This is a genomic window from Salinimonas iocasae (assembly GCF_006228385.1).
Taxonomy (GTDB): domain Bacteria; phylum Pseudomonadota; class Gammaproteobacteria; order Enterobacterales; family Alteromonadaceae; genus Alteromonas; species Alteromonas iocasae.
The window spans coordinates 1,263,522-1,284,633 of the sequence record NZ_CP039852.1 but is presented as its reverse complement, the minus strand read 5'-3'; the positions used below and the strand labels follow the sequence as shown (position 1 = coordinate 1,284,633).

Sequence of the window (21,112 nt, the reverse complement as noted above, 5' to 3'; positions counted from 1 at the left end):
GCTTTTTTGCTTATTTCTATACTGCTAAACTACGCGCGTTTTGAAAATCTCAAAGGATGAAACGCCTAACAATGCGCACAAGCCAATACCTACTTTCCACTCAGAAAGAGACCCCTGCCGAGGCAGAAGTTATCAGCCACCAGCTTATGATCAGAGCAGGCATGATCAGAAAGCTTGCATCAGGGCTGTATACTTGGCTGCCATCAGGATTGAAGGTATTAAATAAGGTCGCAGCCATTGTGCGCGAGGAAATGGATAAAGCCGGCGCTGTTGAAGTGCTGATGCCGGTGGTTCAGCCTGCAGACCTCTGGGAAGAATCAGGGCGCTGGGAAGAATACGGCCCGGAGTTGTTAAGAGTAAAAGATCGCCATTCCCGTGATTTTGTCCTTGGCCCGACGCATGAAGAGGTAATTACTGCGCTGGTGCGCAACGAAATCAGCAGCTATAAGCAGTTGCCTATCAATCTTTACCAAATTCAGACTAAATTCCGTGATGAGGTACGTCCTCGCTTCGGCATCATGCGTGGTCGCGAGTTTACCATGAAAGATGCTTACAGCTTCCATTTGGATGACGAAAGCTTAGCTGCGACCTATGAAAAGATGTATACCGCATACTCTGCCATCTTCACCCGTCTGGGTCTGGATTTTCGTGCAGTTATCGCCGATTCAGGCGCTATTGGCGGCAGCGTATCACACGAGTTCCACGTACTTGCTGCGTCGGGCGAAGATGATATTGCATTTTCGACAGAGTCAGAGTATGCCGCAAATGTCGAAATGGCGCCGGCCGCAAAACCTGAGACATCAGCAACGCCATCCGGTGAAACCGGTGAGACTATCACGGCACAGGGTGACTCACCTGCTGAATTGGCCGCTTCTGCAGCAGTATCAGAAGCACAGATGGTTAGCGTAACGCTGGTTAAAGCGCAGCAGGAAGAAGAGTCAACGGAAGAAGCCTGGGTTGCACTGGTAGTTCGCGCCGACCATAAACTTAACGATGTTAAGGCCGAAAAGCTGCCGGGTGTTGCTGTGCCGCTGGTCAAAGCCAGTGAAGAGAAAGCGCAGGCTGTATTAGGCTGCAATACACCGTTCGCTGATGCGACCAATTTATCGGTCACTACATTTGTTGATCACAGCGCCGCTGCCATGGCTGACTTTGTCACCGGCACAAGCGAAAACGGCAAGCTGAAAACGTTCGCCAACTGGTCACAAACTCCACAACAGGCGGATATCAGAAATGTTGTGGCTGGCGACCCCTCGCCGGATGGCCAGGGTGTGCTCGAAATCAAGCGCGGCATCGAAGTCGGTCACATCTTCCAGTTAGGTGATAAATATTCGAAAGCTATGAACTGCGGTGTGCTGAGTGAAACCGGCAAGCACCAGCTTCTGACGATGGGCTGTTACGGCATCGGCGTATCACGAATCGTAGCTGCGGCTATTGAACAGAATCATGATAAATTTGGTGTTATCTGGCCAGACCCTATCGCACCATTTAAAGTTGCCTTGATTCCAATGAACATGCATAAATCTCAGCGTATTAAAGAAACGGCCGAGGCGCTTTACGACAAGCTGACTGCGATGGGTATTGACGTGTTATTTGATGATCGTAAAGAACGCCCGGGTGTGATGTTTAATGACATGGAATTGATTGGCATACCTCACAGTATTGTGATTGGTGAAAGAAATCTGGACAATCAGCAAATCGAATACAAACATCGCCGTACCGGTGAAAAGCAGTTACTGGATATTGACGCCGCTGCCGATTTTATCGCAGCGCTGTAACAGGTAGCTACCACGGGTACACACTCGCGTCAGGAGTAATACGCTCTGACGCAGGCAGGAGGAGACATGCAGGTAACTTTTTATGGTGTGCGCGGCTCAATCCCCACACCAGGAAAAGATTTTGTCCGCTACGGCGGCAACACTGCATGTGTTCACGTGCAACTGGATGATGGCACCGATATCGTGCTGGATGCCGGGACCGGTATTCGCGCATTGGGTAATCAGCTTGTGCACAAAACCTCGCCGGTTCATCTTTTGCTTACCCATAACCATTGGGACCACATTCAGGGCTTCCCCTTTTTCGCGCCAATTTATCAGGAAGGCCGTGAGATTATTATCACGCCAGGACAAACCAATTTGCCTGAACATGACCAGATTCTTCGCCAAATGGAAGGCTCCGTGTTTCCGGTTCCTGCAAGTGCACTTAAATCCAATATTTCCCTGAACATACTGGATGACAGCACAGAATCCTGGAGTATTGGTGCTGCTACTATCTCACGCCTGCCGATGAACCACCCGGGCAAGGGCAGCGCTTATGCCATCGTGGCAGATGGCAAAAAGGTGGTTTACATGACAGACAATGAGCTGTATCCCCCATACAAAAAAGAAACTGATTTTTTGTCTTTTGTGGAGTTTTCCCGAAACGCTGATCTCATTATTCATGATGCGCAATATATGATCTCTGATATGCCCGGAAAGCTGGGATGGGGTCACTCTGTTGCTGAAGAGGCAGTGAAGCTAGCTATGGCATGCAATGCAAAGAGTGTGGCATTGTATAGCCATGATCCTGAGCGGACCGATGATGACATCGACGAAGTGGTCTCGCATTGCCAAACCTATATTGAAGCGGCCGAGTCTGAGCTAAACCTTTTCGCTTCTGCCGAAGGACTCGCCCTGTCGCTGTAAAGCTAAAGGATAATGACTGTGAAATTTGCTCTACGCATTTCTACATGCGTCGTACTGTGCTTATGTTCCGCGTTCACTCAGGCGCAACAAGAAAACTCAGGAACCACACAGGAAACAGAACTTACCAAAGATGCGCCAAGTATTTTAAGCACCCGGTTCAAAGCCGATCGTAAAGCGTTGGATAATCTATTTGTTATCACCCAGCACCACCCCAATTTTGTGCTGCCGTTCACTTACGTTACCAATCCTAACGCGCTGGGTAATGAAGAACTCACTATCGATAATGTCGATAACAAAGAAGCTAAGTTTCAGGTAAGCGTTAAGTTACCGGTTTATCTTGAGGATGAATCAGTAGACGGCGTATACGTTGGGTTCACGCTGACCTCATTCTGGCAGCTTTATAACAGTGAGGTTTCAAAACCGTTCAGGGAAACAAATTATGAACCGGAAGTGTTTTATCAGCAGGAAGCTGACATTACATTTCTTGGTTATGATTTTAATGCGTTTCAGGTTGGTTTTAACCACATGTCAAACGGCCAGAGCGGACTGCGCTCACGCAGCTGGAACCGCATTTACGCAACCATGTTGTTTTCCGATTACGACGATATCTACTATTTGAAAACCTGGTACCGGATCCCCGAAGATGAAAAAGTGACTCCCGACGATCCCTCCGGCGATGACAATCCGAATATTCAGGACTATTACGGCCGTGCCGAGTTTGGCTATGGGACCAAAGTGGGCAACTTCAAACTGATGGCGCGCCTGCGCAATAACCTCGACTTTGATACTAACCGCGGCAGTATTGAGCTGAACCTGACCTACCCGCTATCCGATCGTTATGAGCTGCTGGTACAGTACTTCAACGGGTACGGCGACTCATTGATTGATTACGACCGCTCACAGGAAAGAGTCGGTATCGGTTTTCAGCTAATGTTTCTGTAAGCCGCTGTCTGTTCAATAACACCTGCAGCAGTGTAAAGTTGCAGGTGTACATCAACCAAAGCATCAATATCACGCTGATAGCCACCACCAATAACTGCCGCCACAGGTAAGCCCTTCTCTCTGCACTGATTTAGTACAAATGTATCGCGGGCAAGTACGCCTTCGGTAGAAATATCCAATAGACCTAAATCATCGTTTATATGCACATCGACGCCTGCATCATAAATGACCGCATCCGGATTGAAGCAGCGAAACGCTACCTGCAACGCCTCCTCCAGGGTCGTCAGATATTCATCGTCTGTGCAGTGTTTTGGTAATCCGATATCCAGATCGGAGGTTTGCTTTCGATAAGGAAAGTTCTTTTCGCCGTGGAGGGATAGCGTAAAAACGGAAGCATCATGCTCTGCCAGGGCTGCGGTGCCATCTCCCTGATGAACATCGCAATCGATGATAAGTACATTGTCCACCTGCGGTTGTTGCTGCATTTGCCGGGCTGCAACATACAGATCGTTAAACAGACAAAACCCTGAGCCCGCATCAAAGAACGCATGATGATAGCCCCCGGTCAGATTAAGCGCCAGTCCATGTTGCAGTGCCTGTTTTGCCGTTTCACAGGTGCCACCCACCGCACGCAGCGTACGACGAATAAGTTGCTCAGACCATGGAAAGCCAATCCTGCGCATCGCCTTGATGTCGAGCTTTCCCTGTACAAGGGCAGACACATACTCATCACTGAAATACTTACTTAACATTTCGGGCGTCACCGGTTCCGGTGTAATAAAAGACGCCGGCGATACGCCGCGCAAGCGCAGCGCATCATAGATTCCCTGGTATTTATCGATAGGAAACCGGTGTCTGGCAGGCAGTGAAAGCTGGCTGTAGACAGGGTGAAAGATGAGCGGAATAGTGGCAGTCAAGGCGTCTCCGGTGACTTATCCATCAAATACTGCCACGATGACACTAACCGCCTAACGGGTCAACGATGCCACCACCTTTTCAACATTTGCGGACATCGCCTGCATGGTAGTCGAGATATCATTGCGCTGTGACAGCGCGTGATAATGCTGTGACGAGCGCACAACCTGCGCAATTACCCGCTCAACGTCAGTAAGTACTTTGCTCTGTTCATCAGCAGTACTATTGAGCGCCTCAACCACGCTGGCTGTTTGACGAATCTGGTCCACAACCTGATTAAGTGTATGCAGTGCCTGTGATGATTCCTCGGCATTGGCTTCAGAGAGCGCTTTACCCTGCTCCATCACATTCACTGCCTTTTGAGACTCATTTTCAAAGGCACTCAGAATGTCATTAATTTCGCGTGTGGACTGCTGTGTTTTAGCCGCCAGCGCCCTGACCTCATCGGCAACTACAGCAAATCCGCGACCATGCTCACCGGCCCTGGCCGCCTCTATGGCAGCGTTTAGCGCCAGAAGATTAGTCTGGTCGGCTATCTCATTAATAACATTAACGACTTTCAGGATATTGGCACTGCGGCTTTGCAACTGATTCACTGTGGTAGCAGAATGGCTAACCGTTCTGGCCAGTTCATGGAAGCCAGTATTGGCCTTCTCAAACGTGTTATAACACTGGGCAACATGTTGCTGAGATTGCTCCGTGGCCGTTGCAACCTGGTTGGTAATGGCTACCAGGTTTTGAGCGATACCACGCAAAGCATCTGTACTGGACTCAAGAGAATCACTTGTGTCGCGCTGCTCATGCGCTCCCTGCTGAATTGATTCGCTCACGCCGGTAAGCGTCGACAACGCCTGCGCCATTTGCTGCTCCGCAGCCTGAAGACCTGACACTGAGCTTTTCAGCTTCTGTTGCAGTGCGCGCGTTGCATCAGCCAACGTGCCGAGTTCGTGTTCACTGTGATAATCCAATTGGTAATCATAACGACTTGCGGCAAGAGCTGACAAACACTGCGCGATATGTTTTACAGGCTGGATAACCTGATTTCTCAACCGGTATACCACATAAAATACGCATATCAGACTCAGCAATACCGTGCCAATCAGTATCACCCACAGGGTTTGTGAAGTGCTTGTTTTAAGGTCTCCGTAAGCATTTTGAGATTGGAATGCTATGTCCTGAGCAATTTCTGCCAATAACTGAGCCGGCTCACGATCGATACCTCGCACTGCGCTGTCGCCAACCTGAGGGTTAAACCCGGACTCGATAAACAAATTGTACCCTTCACGGTACTTTTGCGCCATGGTGGCATGTGCTTCGAGAAACCGCGCTATGTGCGATTTTGCTTTTTCACTAATGGAATCACTGCGCTGAAGGTTGTTAAGAATCCGGGTGATCTGTGCTTCGCGTTGCTGAAAGCGCGCCCAGTATTTTTCACGATCTTTTTCGTTACTGCCGCGCAACAAGACATTCTTCCATTCCTGAACCTGTGTCTTAAAAGCAGATAGTGCGGTGTTTACTTCCCGCTCAGATTCTACCAGCGTATTTTCCAGTTCTTCGAAGTGGGTTAGCAGCGAGAAGGATTTATAAATAGATGAGGCATTAAGAAGCACCAAAATTATCAGTGCCAGTAACACGGGCGTCATTACCAAACGACTTATACTGGTATATTGCACAGCGTTTTTCCCTGTAAAAAACAGCAAGACCAGTATTAAATGATATTTTTATGTCAAACATTTTACAATGCGACAATACTACACAATTAGTTGAAGGCGCTGTTGCAAAGCGCCTCTCACGATGTCTATTCTGCTTTTATCTTCTGGCGTCTTCAAAACCTTCCAGCACCAGCTTCCCACGGGCTTTGTGCGATTCCAGTATTTTATGTGCCTGAATAAGATTTTCGACGCAGATACTCCCCAGGTGTTCACCGAGTGTAGTTTGCAGTGTTTTATCGTCAAGAAGACGGGCAACCCGATTGAGTATATGATGCTGCTGTGCGATATCTTCGGTGTTAAACAATGACCGCGTGTACATAAACTCCCAGTGCAAAGAAATACTTTTTTTCTTTAACGCTGTTACATCCAGGCTCTGAGGATCATCTATCAGCCCAAGCTTTCCCTGGGGTTTAAGAATATCAATAAGCGATGAAAAATGCGTATCAGTGTGCGTGAGGCTTGCGACATAATCGACTTGCGTAATGCCTATCCGCTCCAGCTCTTCAGCAAGTGGTTTGTGATGATTAATCACATGGTCAGCTCCCAGCCTTTTCGCCCACTCGACGGTTTCCTCTCTGGACGCCGTGCTTACTATCGTAAGCGACGTCAGCTGCTTCGCCAGTTGCGTCACCATCGAGCCAACGCCGCCAGCGCCTCCAACAATCAGCAATACTTTATCAGTGGTTTTGGCGGGCACCTCCAGCCTGCTAAAGAGTAATTCCCACGCGGTAAGTGCGGTAAGCGGGATTGCTGCAGCTTCAGCATCTGTAAGCGTAGAAGGCGCATGTCCGACAATTCTCTCATCGACTAGCTGAAATTCTGCGTTGCTGCCCGGACGTGAAATATCCCCTGCATAATAAACCCGGTCTCCGGGTTTAAATAAATCACAGTCGCTGCCCGTTTCTTCCACAATGCCAACGGCATCCCAGCCGAGTATCTTAAACTCATCGGCATCTGGTTCTGCTGTTCGCCGTATCTTCGTATCTACCGGATTAACTGACACAGCTGAGACCTTAACCAGTAAATCTCGCCCAGCCGGTGTCGGTTTGGCGATATTAATCAGTGACAATGCTTTATCGTGTAGTTCAGGAGACGCCTGTTTGTATCCTATAGCCAGCATAAATCGATTCCTTATTCGTGTAGAAAAGTGCCATGGCGAGATGCTCTGTGTTGAGCATAATGACATACTCTAGGTTCTACGCAGCGCAATTACGTTTGGTCGCATAAAAAAAGCGCCGGAACCGGCGCTTTTTTATATCTGGCAACTATGCTGCCCATAAAGGCTGTTTAGCAAGTTATTCCCACTCGATTGTTGCAGGCGGTTTACCTGAAATATCGTAAACCACCCGGGAGATACCATCGATTTCGTTGATTATCCGGTTTGATACCCGGCCCAGGAAATCGTAAGGCAGGTTTGCCCAGTGCGCCGTCATAAAGTCGATAGTTTCTACTGCACGCAGTGATACTACCCAGTCGTATTTGCGCGCATCACCCATGACGCCCACAGAACGTACCGGTAAAAACACCGTAAAAGCCTGGCTTACTTTGTGATACAGGTCTGCAGCATGAAGCTCTTCAATGAAAATGGCATCCGCCTGGCGTAACAAGTCACAATACTCTTTTTTCACTTCACCTAATACACGTACACCCAGACCCGGCCCCGGGAATGGATGGCGATACAGCATGTCATAGGGCAGACCAAGCTCCAGTCCAATCTTGCGTACTTCATCTTTAAACAATTCACGCAATGGCTCAACCAGCCCCATCTTCATATCTTCAGGTAAGCCGCCAACATTATGGTGAGACTTAATTACATGGGCCTTACCGGTTGCCGAGCCGGCAGACTCAATAACATCCGGATAAATCGTCCCCTGCGCCAGCCATTTAGCGTCAACCTGTTTACTGGCTTCCTCATCGAAAACATAGACAAACTGATTACCGATAATTTTGCGCTTAGCTTCGGGGTCATCGACACCTTTCAATGCATCCAGGAAACGATCTTCAGCATCAACCTTGATTATGTTCAGCCCGAAATGATCACCGAACATATCCATCACTTGCTGCCCTTCGTTCAGGCGCAATAATCCGTTGTCGACGAATACGCAGGTAAGCTGATCACCAATGGCTCTGTGAACCAGCATCGCAACCACCGACGAGTCGACGCCACCCGATAAACCAAGGATGACGCGGTCTTTGCCGACGGTGTCTTTTATCCTGCTTACGGCATCTTCAATAATTGCCTCAGCTGTCCACAACTTTTCGCACTGACAGATATCAATGATAAAATGTGTCAGCAGACGCATGCCCTGACGCGTGTGAGTAACCTCCGGGTGAAACTGCACGCCGTAGAACTGCTTTTCTTCATTGTACATTGCTGCGTGAGGGCATGATGGCGTGTGTGCAGTGGTGATGAAACCTGGCGGAATTGATTCTACTTTATCACCATGACTCATCCACACATCCATCAGGGCATTACCGTTAGCACCGATGTGATCTTCAATTTTATTCAACAGCGGGCATGGCTTAAGTACTTCTACCTGCGCATAGCCAAACTCGCGCTTGTTCGAGCCAAATACACTGCCACCTAATTGTTCAGCCATGGTCTGCATGCCATAACACACACCCAGTACCGGCACGCCGGCATTAAATACATACTCTGGTGCGCGCGGTGAATCCAGTTCAGTCACTGACTCAGGCCCCCCAGACAAAATGATGCCTTGCGGATTAAATTCACGAATTTGCTCTTCAGTAACGTCCCACGCCCAGAGCTCACAATAAACACCAATCTCCCGCACCCTGCGCGCTATCAGCTGCGTATACTGAGAACCGAAATCCAGTATCAGAATGCGTTGGTCATGAATATTCTTGCTCATATTTTTACCCGTAATAGAAATGAATCAGGCTGGTGAAACCAGCCTGAGAAACAGCGAGAGATTTTTAGCCTAACCGGTAGTTAGGGGCTTCTTTGGTGATGCTGACATCATGCACGTGTGACTCACCCATGCCGGCAGAGGTGACTTTCACGAACTTGGCTTCATTGCGCAGAATGTCGATGGTTGCACAACCGGTGAGACCCATTGCTGAACGCAGTCCACCCATCTGTTGATGAATGATATTAGCGATGGGGCCTTTGTACGCCACGCGACCTTCAATGCCTTCAGGCACCAGCTTTTCAGCATTAGCCGGGTCCTGGAAGTAGCGGTCAGATGAACCGTTTTTCTGGTTCATCGCACCTAACGAGCCCATCCCGCGATAAGACTTGAAGTAACGCCCCTGGTAAAGCTCAACCTCACCGGGTGCTTCTTCTGTACCGGCCAGCATGCTGCCAACCATGACACAGCTGGCACCGGCAGCCAGTGCTTTAGCAATGTCACCGGAAAAACGAATACCGCCATCGGCAATAATAGGAACACCGGTTCCTTCAAGCGCATCGACCGCATCAGATACCGCACTGATTTGCGGCACACCTACACCGGTAACAATCCGGGTAGTACAGATTGAACCCGGACCAATACCGACTTTAACGCCATCAACACCGGCCTCTACCAGGGCCTTGGCCCCCGCAGCAGTCGCCACGTTACCAGCGATGATTTGCAGGTCCGGATAGGTCTCACGTACTTTCTTCACCTGGTCAATAACACCCTGTGAATGACCATGCGATGTATCAATCAGCAGTACGTCAACGCCGGCATCCACCAGCAGTGCTATACGCTCATCTGTACCGGGGCCCACACCTACTGCGGCACCAACACGCAAACGACCCAGTGAATCTTTACAGGCGTTGGGTTTGCTTTCAGCTTTCTGGAAATCTTTTACCGTGATAAGACCTGTAAGTTTGAATGCATCATCTACTACCAGAATTTTTTCAATACGGTTGTGATGCATCAGCTCCAGAACCTGCTCTGAGCTTGCGCCCTCTTTCACCGTGACCAGCTTGTCTTTACCGGTCATCACCTTATGGACTGGCAGTTCAAGACGATTCTCAAAACGAATGTCACGGCCTGTAACAATGCCGATCAGATTGTTCTGGTCGTCGGTAACCGGGAAGCCGGAATAGCCAAGTTGCTTGCTCAGGCCAATAACTTCGCCAAGAGGCGTATCTTTAGAAACCGTTACAGGATCGGACACCACACCACTTTCGTACTTTTTAACTTCACGAACGTGACGGGCTTGCTCTTCAGCCTGCATGTTTTTATGGATGAACCCCATTCCACCCTCTTGCGCCAGCGCTATAGCCAGACGAGCTTCAGTTACCGTATCCATGGCAGCAGAAATCATCGGAATATTAAGCGAGATATCACGCGTAAGTTTGGTCTGCAGGTTCGCAGTGTGTGGAAGAACCTCTGAGTGGCCGGGAACCAGCAACACATCATCGAAAGTCAGGGCTTCTTGAACGATTCGGAGCATGCAACAACACCTTTTAGTCGAGGGTTAATTGCGGCGCAATTGTAGTGTTTTTTCACTTTCAGGTAAACTGTATTTGCCTTCAATCAATAAGAAATTTTTTTCATGCTATTCACTACTCCATCTACAAGCCGTCAAATTCTCTCGGTCACCAAGCTGAATCGTCTGGCAAGAACCATTCTGGAAGGCGAGATTGGCTTGATATGGCTCTCGGCGGAAATCTCGAACTTTGTTTGTGCAGCATCAGGACACTGGTACTTCACGCTTAAGGATAATAAGGCTCAGGTTCGGGCGGCGATGTTTAAAAACGCCAACAGGGGGATTCGCCAGCGCCCTAAGGAGGGCGACAAGGTACTTGTCCGCGCCTCGGTTGGGTTATATGAGCCACGCGGCGACTATCAGCTCATCGTAGAGCATCTGGAAAGTGATGGTGAGGGCCAGCTTAAACAGCAGTTTGAAGCGCTGAAGCAAAAGCTCAGTGCTGAAGGACTGTTCAGTAGTGATACCAAAAAACCGCTGCCAACAGTTATCCGCCGTATTGGCATCATAACCTCATCAACGGGAGCTGCCCTGCACGATGCTCTGACCGTTTTAAAGCGGCGCAGCCCTGCTACAGAGGTCATTGTTTACCCTAGCATGGTACAGGGAGAAAGTGCTGCGTCACAGCTAATTGCAGCGCTGGACAAGGCTAATACTCGCGATGAGGTCGATGTGATCCTGTTAACACGTGGTGGTGGTTCGCTGGAAGACTTATGGTGCTTTAACGATGAACGCCTGGCCTATTCGATCTGGCAAAGTAAACTTCCCGTGGTCAGTGCGGTAGGACATGAAATCGACGTAACTATTGCAGATTTTGTTGCCGACCTGCGCGCACCTACCCCATCGGCTGGTGCTGAGTTACTCAGTATGGACAGTACTGCAATACTCGATACCATCGGACAGAGAATTAACGCCCTGAATCGCGCCTGGCTGGCAAACTTTCGACAGCAACATCACAAATTAAACGTGCTTCAGCAGCGACTGAAAGCCTGCCACCCCTCTAATCGTCTACAGACGCAATTTCAGCATGTAGACCGACTGCATATCTCGCTGGCTCATCGTATCAATACGATTATCGGAATAAAGCAGCGTCAGCATGATCAGTTAACCGGTCGTTTATATCGTAACGATCCGAGTAGTATGCTCAACAGGCTGACTGATAAACGAGAAAATCTGCATCACCGGCTAACCAGCGCGATGCAAAAGCAATTGCGAAACGAAAGACAACGACTTAGCAATTCCGCGCAATTACTTCAGTCCGTCAGTCCTTTATCGACCCTTGCTCGGGGATACAGCATTACCTTCAGCGACAACGTTCCGGTCACATCTGTTGAGCAGGTGCAGCAGAACGAGACGATTACAACCCGGGTCACTGATGGCGAAATCGTAAGTCAGGTGATAGAAACGCGGCAGGTTTGAGTAAATGACTATTTGCTTCGCTGTGCTTCTATCAGCAGGATAATTTTTCAGCATCGAAGAATTGACAGCCCGGCCGTGTTGACGGCCAGCAAGCAGAAGGCGTGACGCCACGCCCTCTGCACTCCCCGCGGAACCCATCGCAAGAAAGCAGCGTCAGACTCTCCGGGAAAATAGCACCGTAGCGTAAGGGGCCTCCTGCCCCTGACACTACTGACGCCTCATCCCTTATGCGCCTGCTATTCTCTTATCCGGACAGCCTGTCACTCTTGCTCAACGGTTCATCGATATCCTTCTATCCGCAACTTTTGATTACTCGAAGAAACACCGCTCTTTTTGACCTTAACGCGCAGACAGAACGACTGAACAGATCAAGTAAAAGTAAGACGCATCATGGACGATGCGCCAGGGGCAAACAGGCGCATGGATGCGCCTTTTGTCCCGATTACTTTTACCTGTTCAGTCGTGCTGTCGTGTTGCGCGTTTAGGCAAAGGGGGAGTCCAGAGGGGAAACGCGCTTCCCCTCTGGTCGCTGCCGGTCGACACCGGCAAATACTAATCCTTCCCAGGAGATTACCCCCACAATTCAACAGGATAAAAGAGGTGATTTGAGTGAGAATTTCAGAGCCCTAACATTAAGGCTTAAACCAGATCCGGCCGCATTGACCGCCAGCAAACCAGCAGATAATAAAAAAGGAGGCACTCGCCTCCTTCCTATTTCTTTCTGCTGTGATAAGACATCATCCGTTTGCGTTTTCGCTGCTGGGCAAGTGTAAGTTGTTCCTTTTTGCCTTCAAACGGGTTGGCGCCTTCTCTGAATTCTATTCTTATCGGCGTTCCCATCACGTTCAGCGAACGACGGAAGTAGTTCATTAGATAACGCTTGTAGGAACTGGGTAAGTCATCTACCTGGTTACCATGAATAACCACTACTGGTGGGTTGTAGCCGCCGGCGTGAGCATATTTCATTTTCACACGGCGCCCCCGTACCAGAGGTGGCTGATGCTCTTCCTGTGCCATTTCCATAATCTGCGTCAAAAGCGCTGTGTTAACGCGTTTTGTAGCACTTTCATAAGCTTCTATGACCGACTCGAATAAGTTACCAACGCCCGAGCCATGTAGCGCGGAAATGAAATGTAAACGGGCAAAATCAACAAAACCCAGACGACGATCCAGCTCCCGTTTGATTTCATCTTTTATATCAGTATTCAGACCATCCCACTTATTAACCGCGATCACTAGCGAACGGCCAGAATTCAGAACAAACCCAAGCAAACTCAGGTCCTGGTCAGAAATCCCCTCACGGGCATCGACTACCAATAAAACAACGCTGGATTCTTCGATCGCCTGCAGGGTTTTAACGATAGAAAACTTTTCTACCGCTTCAGATACTTTACGGCGCTTTCTGACGCCCGCCGTATCGATAAGAATGTATTCACGATCGTCTCTTTCCAAAGGAATATAGATACTGTCACGGGTGGTACCGGGCATGTCATAGACTACAACGCGCTCTTCACCAAGCATGCGGTTAGTCAGCGTAGACTTACCCACATTGGGTTTACCCACAATGGCCATCTTAATCGGCAGATTGCGCAGTCGCTCGCGCTGCTCTTCTGTGCTGATCTCTTCGTCTTTACCTTCATCAACAACAGCCATCTCGGGAAAATCTTCTGCCAGCGGTGCCATTGAAGTATTTAGCAGCTGACTGACACCGCGACCATGAGCAGCGGCGATCTGATAAACGTTACCCAATCCTAACTTATAGAATTCTGCACTTTCACTATCACCGTCGATGCCATCGACCTTGTTGGCCACAAGAAAGACTTTTTTGTTTACCTTGCGCAGATGTTCAGCAATGCCCTGATCAGCAGGCATAAGGCCTGCGCGGGCATCCAGCATAAATAAAACAACGTCGGCCTCATCAATCGCAAGCAGTGACTGGCGCGCCATGTGTTCATCAATACCTTCCTCATCGCCCGTGATACCGCCTGTATCCACAACGATAAACTGTTTTCTATCGTAAGTTGCCTGACCATATTTCCGATCACGGGTGAGGCCGGGATAATCCGCTACCAGCGCGTCCCTGGTATTTGTTAAACGATTAAACAGTGTGGACTTGCCAACGTTCGGGCGCCCCACCAGTGCAACTACAGGCAACATGATGTATTCCTACATGAGAAGTATTCAAGAACAAACAGGCCGCGTAACAACGCGGCCTGTCATATAAAGCGTATTATAGCGGTTATCGACTTTTTAGTCAGCAGTCTCTGTGGGCCCGCTGGTAAGCATTGCAATCGTGCCGTCTTCCGTCACCGCAATAATATTATCACCAACTTTAATGGGTGAGACATAAACAGACTCGTCTTCATCATCACCGCCTAAGTCATAGCGCGCCACGATGGTACCGGAATCTTTCTCCAGCCAGTGCAGATACCCCCAGCGGTCACCTACCACAAGATGGTCGCCAACAGGCTGCGCTTCTGTCAAATTACGGCGTTTCAGAGTACTTTGCGACCACAACTCAACACCATTACGGCGATCAAGGCCATATACGGTAGAGTTTTTGTCAACCAGGAAAAGCTGATTACCGTCCATCGACAGATCGCGGTAAGAGCTGTACTCACGCTTCCAGATAACCCGACCGCTTCGTAACTCTACCGCAGCCAGTGTGCCATTGTAAGAAATGGCGTAAACAATACCACCGTACAATACAGGCGTAACATCCACATCAACGATACGCTCAAGTTCCGTCGCACCAGAAGGTGTAGTAATGGCGGTCTCCCACGCAATCATTCCCGAATCGAGTACATTTACCTGTACTTTGCCGGTGGGTGTACCAACCAGCGTACCGCCATTGGCAGCCACCGGAGCAGAGATACCGCGCAGACTCAGCGGCGGAACATCGGCTTCATTAAACCAAAGTTGCTCGCCCGTTTCAGCGTCAAGCGCATAGAGCGTGCCCGCACCGGTATTAACGACCAGAATATTTTCGGCTACCGCTGGCGGTGCCAGAATCTCACCTGCTACGGACGCACTCCACAGAAGACTCCCGTCTTTACTGTTTAGAGCCAGCACCGAACCATTTTCCGTGCCCATGTATAAAACGTCGCCCTCAAGAGTCAGACCGCCAATACGCGCAGATTTACCAGATTCCCAAAGTTGGGTAAGCCCGCTAAGCATGCTGTCATCACTGTATGAAGCAAAGTCTTTTTCCCAGCGTTCATCGCCGGTTTCCACATCCAGTGCGGCAACCTCACCGTGACGACTGGCCATGTATACTGTTTCGCCATCAGTCACCGGGCGCAGGCGGGAAAAGTAATCGCCAACACCGTCACCTACGGATGTTTCCCATACTATTTCTGGCTGAAACTTCGCTTCAATGGGCTTAAGTGTACGAATTTCGATTTCTTCATCATCAGCAAACCAGTTAGATACTGTCGTACAGCCGGTAAGTGTGACGGATAGCGCAAGGCTCAGGCCCAACGCTTTGGATACGCGGCGCAATTGACCGTGTGTTACTTGAGACAAATCAGCTACCTCTTGGACGTTACGAGCCTGTGGCTACAGATAAATTATCCAGCTTCATTTTTACCAGCTGGTTAGCAGTATCGCTTTCTAATGCCTTGGTATAAGCCATACGTGCATCGTCCGCCTGACCTTTTTTGACAAATGCATCACCACGAACCTCTGCAACCAAAGCCGCAAAGGACTCGCTATCAATACCATCGAGCGTTGCCAGTGCTTTATCTGCTGCATCCATTTCAATCTGCAGGCGTGCAAGACGCACTGCTGATAACGATTTCAGTTCTGTGTCCTCGGTGCGTTCCATCACCAGCTTAAGCTGTGCTGCTGCACCTTCGAGATCACCTTTTTCAACAAGCTGGCGTGACGCGATTAAAGCGGCAATATTGCCATACCCGTTATCCGGGTTCGCCTGTGCGAACTTACTGATATTATCAATACCGCCCTCTTCAGTGGCTGTCTCAACAACCGCCTGATATTCTGCTGACGCTTTCGCTTTAGCATCCAGCTGGCTTTCGCTGTAATAGCGCCAGCCCCAGAGACCGCCAAGACCTAGCACAGCACCGATGATGATGGCCGTACCGTTGTCTTTCCAAAACTGTTTTATCGCCTCGACTTGTTGTTCTTCTGTAGCGAACTTTTCCATTACCAACCTCTACTGTCTGTGCCTATTCGTTCGACACTTTTTATTCCATCATCGTTGTCAGTGTGCCGGGTAGATCGTCCAGTGCTATGGTGACCTGCTCCTGCTGACTGCGCAACGGTTTAATCGTGACCTGACTGTTCAGCGCTTCATCTGAACCCAAAATCAGCGCTAGCTGCGCACCGGTTTTATCAGCACGCTTTAATTGCTTTTTCATGTTGCCGCCACCGCAGTGGGTGGTCACCCGGCAATCAGGTATGGCATCACGCAACTGCTCCGAGACTTTCATTGCATATGCTGCTGCTTCATCGCCCAGCGCGGTAACATAGATATCAGCACTGGCTGGCGTCTGTTGCTGGGCATCAAGCGTGGTCAAAAGCAGCACCAAACGCTCCATACCCATAGCGAAGCCTACCGCAGGTGTTGCTTTACCACCAAGTTGCTCCACCAGGCCATCATAACGTCCTCCGGCGCATACTGTCCCCTGAGACCCCAGGCTGTCAGTTACCCATTCAAACACTGTGCGATTGTAATAGTCCAGGCCGCGAACCAGCCTTGGATTAACCTCATATTCGATACCAGCCTGCGTTAATCGTTCACATAAAAGTGAAAAATGTTCTGCCGACGCGTCATCCAAATGATCAAGCAGGGACGGCGCGCCTTCCAGTGCTTTCTGAACATCCGGATTCTTACTGTCAAGTACACGCAGGGGGTTGGATGTCATTCTGCGTCTGGAATCTTCATCCAGCTGGTCGGATCGTGCTGTCAAAAATGCAATCAGCGCTTCGCGATACGCCTGACGTGCTCCATTGGAGCCTAATGAATTGATTTGTAGCTTAACGTGATTGCTTATACCGAACGCCTTCCACAGACGAGCACTGAGCAGAATGACTTCCACATCAATGTCCGGTCCGTCCAGTCCGTAAGCTTCTACTCCGAACTGATGAAACTGGCGGTATCTGCCTTTTTGCGGCCGCTCATGGCGGAACATAGGTCCCATGTACCACAGACGTTGTTGCTGATTGTACAGTAAGCCATGCTCATTACCGGCTCTCACACAACTGGCGGTTCCTTCAGGACGCAAAGTAAGGCTGTCACCATTGCGATCCTCAAAGGTATACATTTCTTTTTCGACGATATCGGTAACTTCACCAATCGAGCGTTTGAATAAATCGGTGCTTTCTACGATGGGCGTACGAATCTCCTGATAACCATAGCTGGCTACCACCTGTCGTAACGTCGATTCTACCTGCTGCCAGATACCGGAAACCTCTGGCAGGCAATCGTTCATGCCGCGAATAGCCTGTATTGTTTTAGCCACCTGAAAATCTCATACTGCTGATAAATAAAAGCCCCGCATTATAGGGGCTTTGCATACAAACAACAATCGTTGCCTGTTAGTCGTCTTGCACCGATACGGCGATTTTCTGCGCACTGTCCATCTGACTGGCTTTAGCACGAATCCGGCGCTCAAGCTGATCAACTAACTCGTCGTTTTTCAGGCGCTCTTTCTGTCGCTTACCGTCTTCATAAAATCCGCTCATGTTGCGCGCACCGGTTAATCCGAGGTCCGAAACTTCTGCTTCGCCCGGCCCGTTCACAACACAGCCGATAATCGACACGTCCATGGGGGTCAGAATATCTTCAAGGCGTTGCTCCAACGCGTTGACCGTGGCAATGACATCGAACTCCTGTCGTGAACAACTCGGGCAGGCGATAAAGTTAATACCGCGAGACCGAATACGCAGCGACTTAAGGATATCGAAACCAACTTTAATTTCTTCGACGGGGTCGGCAGCCAGTGATACACGAAGCGTATCACCAATACCTTCAGCCAGCAGCATGCCCAGGCCAACAGCACTTTTCACCGAACCGGCACGTAAACCACCGGCTTCAGTAATGCCAAGGTGAAGCGGCTGATCGATTTTTTGTGCCAGGCCGCGATAAGCGCCTACCGCCAGAAACACATCAGAGGCCTTAACACTGACTTTAAACTGGTCAAAGTTAAGTTTGTCCAGAATATCCACGTGACGCATGGCTGACTCAACCAACGCATCGGGGGTGGGTTCCCCATACTTTTCCTGTAAATCCTTTTCCAGCGAGCCGCCGTTAACCCCAATCCGTATGGGAATATTTTTGTCTTTGGCACAATCTACTACTGAGCGGATGCGATCCATATTGCCGATGTTGCCCGGATTAATGCGCAGACAATCTACGCCGTATTCAGCAACCTTCAATGCAATACGATAATCAAAATGAATATCAGCCACCAGCGGCACGCTGACCTGACTGCGAATTTGTTTAAATGCCTCCGCAGCATCCATGGTCGGTACGGAAACCCTGACAATCTCGCCACCCACTGCGGCTATACGATTTATCTGAGCAACTGTGGCGTCTACATCCGTAGTTTGAGTATTTGTCATAGACTGCACAGCAATGGGCGCACCGTCACCGATTGGAACGCTCCCTACATGAATCCGGGTAGATTTTCTGCGTTTGATCGGACTTTCTGCAAACATGATTATTCCTGCAATGGTAAGGTAAAGCGCGCTGTACGACCATTCTGATAGTCTGATATATCAACGCTGGTGCCGTTTAAGGTAACAGCCACGTTGTCAGGCGCGCCTAAAGTAACACTGATTGGCGGTTGACCGGATACTGACATTACCCGCCCCTCGCGCTTAATACCGGTAGCAATGGTCTCACCATTGGCATCTTCAATATTGACCCAACAGTCTTCACCAAATGTAAACGTCATCTTCGCTGTATCAGCGCTTGCCGGAGATTGTGAAGCCTCGTTCGCTGTCTGCTCGGCTGATGCGTCACCAACTTGCGCTATGTCACTCTCAGACGGTGAATCATCATCTTCAGCAACACGCTCTTGAGCAGTATCGGCTTGCAGGCTGCCTGCCTGTTCCTGACCGCCCGTAGTAGCACGTGCATTCGTCGATGGCTGCGCAGCTGTTTGTGTTTGAACCGGTGATGCTTCCGCCTCATTATCCTGACGGGTTTGTGAAAGACTCTGTGGCTGACTTTCCTCTACATCAGGTTCGGCATCTGTACGTGGGGAGGCCGTAACGGCAGAAGCACGCTCTGAGCTTTCGATGGTTTCACCGGCGGTGGTCGCTGTATCATCCACGACACTATCGTCCTGTTGATACCACCAGATTACCACCCCGGCAACGAGCAAGAATAAAATACCATACGTCACCATCATCCAGCGATCATCATGCGCCTGCTTAGCGACTTTTTGAGAAAAGCTCTGAAGGCGCGCTGGTGACTCTGGATTGGTATGGGTGCTTTCAAAAGCACTGATGACTCTGTCAGCATCAAGCCCCAGGTGCTTGGCATAATTGCGAACGTAGCCTTTGGTAAAGGTGACCGACATAGTCTGATCGATTTTATCGTTCTCAATACTATCGACCGTATTGACCTTCACGAAAATTTTATCCGCAATATCCTGTTGGCTTAGCCCCTGCTGCTCTCGAGCCTGCCTGAGCATAGCTCCTGGCGAGGACACTGACGGCTCACGTTGCTCATTCGCTGTAGTGTCGTGATGTACATCTTCTGAATTCATTCAACTACCTAGTTAGTTTGTTGCTCTGGTGGAACCAGCCACAAACGGGTTCCCGCCTCCAGCAAATCACTGTCCGTTAGTTGGTTCCATTTAAGAAGTGTCGACATTTTAATATTATACTTTACAGATAAACGGTACAGGTTCTCTGAAGCCTGAACAACATGGTACCGCTTCTGTTGAGACGATGACGCAGTATCCGTCTGCGCCTCGGACACTTCTTCGGATGCTGAGTTCGAGATAACCTCAGATTCCGGTGTTTCTGATATCGTTGCTTCTTTTTCTGGCTGATTGTTAGTGTCGGCCAGCCTTGTTTCTGACGCTTCTGATGTTTCTGAGACTTTTGCAGGCTCAGTACTATTAACCTGCTGCTCAACTACCTGCTCTTCATCCTGCGGCAACTTTTCTGACTGTTCTGATGGCGCTGATGGTGACGGCGTAGCCACTACTTTAGCTTTCCGGGTGCGTTTTAACACCGGCCGATCAGTACGGATTGCTTCATACTGGCTTGCCTGCTCGCTGTCCGGAAACATGCTTAGCAACATCTCGCCATAAGCACGCTGACTTTCTAAATCTTTTTGTCCACGGGCAATTTCAACAGCCAGCCATAATGAATCAGGGCTAATGCGAGATACCTTTTCATAGCGCTTAAGCGTCTCTGCTGCTTCAGCCCAGCGCTGCGTGGCGACATATTCCTGGGTCAGCAAATATAGTGTTTTAGTACGTGATGGCTGGTGATTTAACGCATCGTTGAAATAGTTTATTGCATCATCATGAAACCCGCGCTGACTGGCACATATACCCATATTTTCGTAGGTAAGAACGGCATTCGCGTAACGCTGATTCTTAACTGCCCGGGTGAAGTAGGTATTCGCTTCCTCATACTCACCCTGTTCGCACAGATAAGCACCATAGCTATTGGCGATATCCGCATCACGTGGCGCCAGAGACATGGCATTTTCAAAAAATTCTACAGCACGGGGCTTGTCTTCTACCGTTTGGTAATAGTACGCCATGGCATAATGAACCTGCGCCATACGAGGCCCGAACTCCAATGCCTTATCAAGATTCTTCTTTGCCTGCGAATACTCACCGTTTTTCAGGTAGGTCAGGCCCAACGACATTCGCGTTTTCGCTGCTTCCTGCGTATCGAAGTTATCGCTCAACATTCCAGGCTGAGACTGACTAACACACCCTGTAAGTATAAACAGGCACGCTATAAGGCTTTTGCGCATTTCGGTACTATCTCCATTACGTCTGT

The 21,112-nt window shown here is 49.5% G+C and carries 16 protein-coding genes; 4 read left to right on the top strand and 12 right to left on the bottom strand.

Features of this window, described 5'->3' with window-relative positions:
* The first annotated feature begins 71 nt into the window (after nucleotides 1-71).
* The 3 genes from FBQ74_RS05555 (at nucleotide 72) to FBQ74_RS05545 (ending at nucleotide 3,626) form a co-directional block, all read left to right on the top strand.
* A complete protein-coding gene (locus FBQ74_RS05555; protein ID WP_139755737.1) occupies nucleotides 72-1,778 on the top strand; it encodes a proline--tRNA ligase in 1,707 nt (568 codons plus the stop codon).
* 66 nt (nucleotides 1,779-1,844) lie between these two features.
* Nucleotides 1,845-2,684 carry an MBL fold metallo-hydrolase gene (locus FBQ74_RS05550; protein WP_139755736.1) on the top strand — a complete coding sequence of 280 codons (840 nt, stop codon included), beginning with the start codon at nucleotides 1,845-1,847 and terminating at the stop codon, nucleotides 2,682-2,684.
* An 18-nt stretch (nucleotides 2,685-2,702) separates the two neighbouring features.
* On the top strand, nucleotides 2,703-3,626 hold the full coding sequence (locus FBQ74_RS05545; protein ID WP_232371977.1) for a phospholipase A: 924 nt from the start codon (nucleotides 2,703-2,705) through the stop codon (nucleotides 3,624-3,626).
* Here the strand turns inward: FBQ74_RS05545 and FBQ74_RS05540 are convergent.
* From FBQ74_RS05540 to guaB, 5 genes are all read right to left on the bottom strand, one after another.
* The gene (locus FBQ74_RS05540) at nucleotides 3,608-4,543 is read right to left on the bottom strand and encodes a histone deacetylase family protein (RefSeq protein ID WP_139755734.1); all 936 of its coding nucleotides are present in this window, start codon (nucleotides 4,541-4,543) and stop codon (nucleotides 3,608-3,610) included. The two genes, FBQ74_RS05545 and FBQ74_RS05540, sit on opposite strands and share 19 nt — an antisense overlap.
* 51 nt (nucleotides 4,544-4,594) lie before the next feature.
* Complete coding sequence (locus FBQ74_RS05535) at nucleotides 4,595-6,214, bottom strand: methyl-accepting chemotaxis protein (RefSeq protein WP_232371976.1); 1,620 nt, start codon at nucleotides 6,212-6,214, stop codon at nucleotides 4,595-4,597.
* Between the two features lie 136 nt (nucleotides 6,215-6,350).
* A complete protein-coding gene (locus tag FBQ74_RS05530; RefSeq protein WP_139755733.1) occupies nucleotides 6,351-7,373 on the bottom strand; it encodes a zinc-binding alcohol dehydrogenase family protein in 1,023 nt (340 codons plus the stop codon).
* A gap of 175 nt (nucleotides 7,374-7,548) precedes the next feature.
* Nucleotides 7,549-9,126: a glutamine-hydrolyzing GMP synthase gene (gene guaA, locus FBQ74_RS05525; protein WP_139755732.1), complete on the bottom strand. Its 1,578-nt coding sequence runs from the start codon at nucleotides 9,124-9,126 to the stop codon at nucleotides 7,549-7,551.
* A 64-nt stretch (nucleotides 9,127-9,190) separates the two neighbouring features.
* A complete protein-coding gene (gene guaB, locus FBQ74_RS05520) occupies nucleotides 9,191-10,660 on the bottom strand; it encodes an IMP dehydrogenase (protein WP_139755731.1) in 1,470 nt (489 codons plus the stop codon).
* A gap of 102 nt (nucleotides 10,661-10,762) precedes the next feature.
* Here guaB and xseA point away from each other — a divergent pair, with 102 nt between their 5' ends.
* Nucleotides 10,763-12,115, top strand: a complete 1,353-nt coding sequence (gene xseA / locus FBQ74_RS05515) for an exodeoxyribonuclease VII large subunit (protein WP_139755730.1) — start codon at nucleotides 10,763-10,765, stop codon at nucleotides 12,113-12,115.
* Nucleotides 12,116-12,826: 711 nt separating this feature from the next.
* On the opposite strand, the gene der is transcribed toward xseA, so the two are convergent.
* From der to pilW, 7 genes are all read right to left on the bottom strand, one after another.
* The gene (gene der / locus FBQ74_RS05510; RefSeq protein WP_139755729.1) at nucleotides 12,827-14,272 is read right to left on the bottom strand and encodes a ribosome biogenesis GTPase Der; all 1,446 of its coding nucleotides are present in this window, start codon (nucleotides 14,270-14,272) and stop codon (nucleotides 12,827-12,829) included.
* Nucleotides 14,273-14,365: 93 nt separating this feature from the next.
* Entirely contained in the window at nucleotides 14,366-15,640 is a 1,275-nt protein-coding gene (gene bamB, locus FBQ74_RS05505; protein ID WP_139755728.1) for an outer membrane protein assembly factor BamB, read from the bottom strand.
* Between the two features lie 19 nt (nucleotides 15,641-15,659).
* Nucleotides 15,660-16,280 carry a YfgM family protein gene (locus FBQ74_RS05500; RefSeq protein WP_139755727.1) on the bottom strand — a complete coding sequence of 207 codons (621 nt, stop codon included), beginning with the start codon at nucleotides 16,278-16,280 and terminating at the stop codon, nucleotides 15,660-15,662.
* A gap of 40 nt (nucleotides 16,281-16,320) precedes the next feature.
* On the bottom strand, nucleotides 16,321-17,598 hold the full coding sequence (gene hisS, locus FBQ74_RS05495) for a histidine--tRNA ligase (protein WP_139755726.1): 1,278 nt from the start codon (nucleotides 17,596-17,598) through the stop codon (nucleotides 16,321-16,323).
* Between the two features lie 76 nt (nucleotides 17,599-17,674).
* A complete protein-coding gene (gene ispG / locus FBQ74_RS05490) occupies nucleotides 17,675-18,796 on the bottom strand; it encodes a flavodoxin-dependent (E)-4-hydroxy-3-methylbut-2-enyl-diphosphate synthase (protein WP_139755725.1) in 1,122 nt (373 codons plus the stop codon).
* Nucleotides 18,797-18,798: 2 nt separating this feature from the next.
* Nucleotides 18,799-19,854, bottom strand: a complete 1,056-nt coding sequence (locus tag FBQ74_RS05485; protein ID WP_139755724.1) for a RodZ domain-containing protein — start codon at nucleotides 19,852-19,854, stop codon at nucleotides 18,799-18,801.
* An 8-nt stretch (nucleotides 19,855-19,862) separates the two neighbouring features.
* Nucleotides 19,863-21,086 (bottom strand): type IV pilus biogenesis/stability protein PilW, encoded by a 1,224-nt coding sequence (pilW, locus tag FBQ74_RS05480; protein WP_139755723.1) that lies wholly within the window; start codon nucleotides 21,084-21,086, stop codon nucleotides 19,863-19,865.
* Nucleotides 21,087-21,112 lie beyond the last annotated feature (26 nt).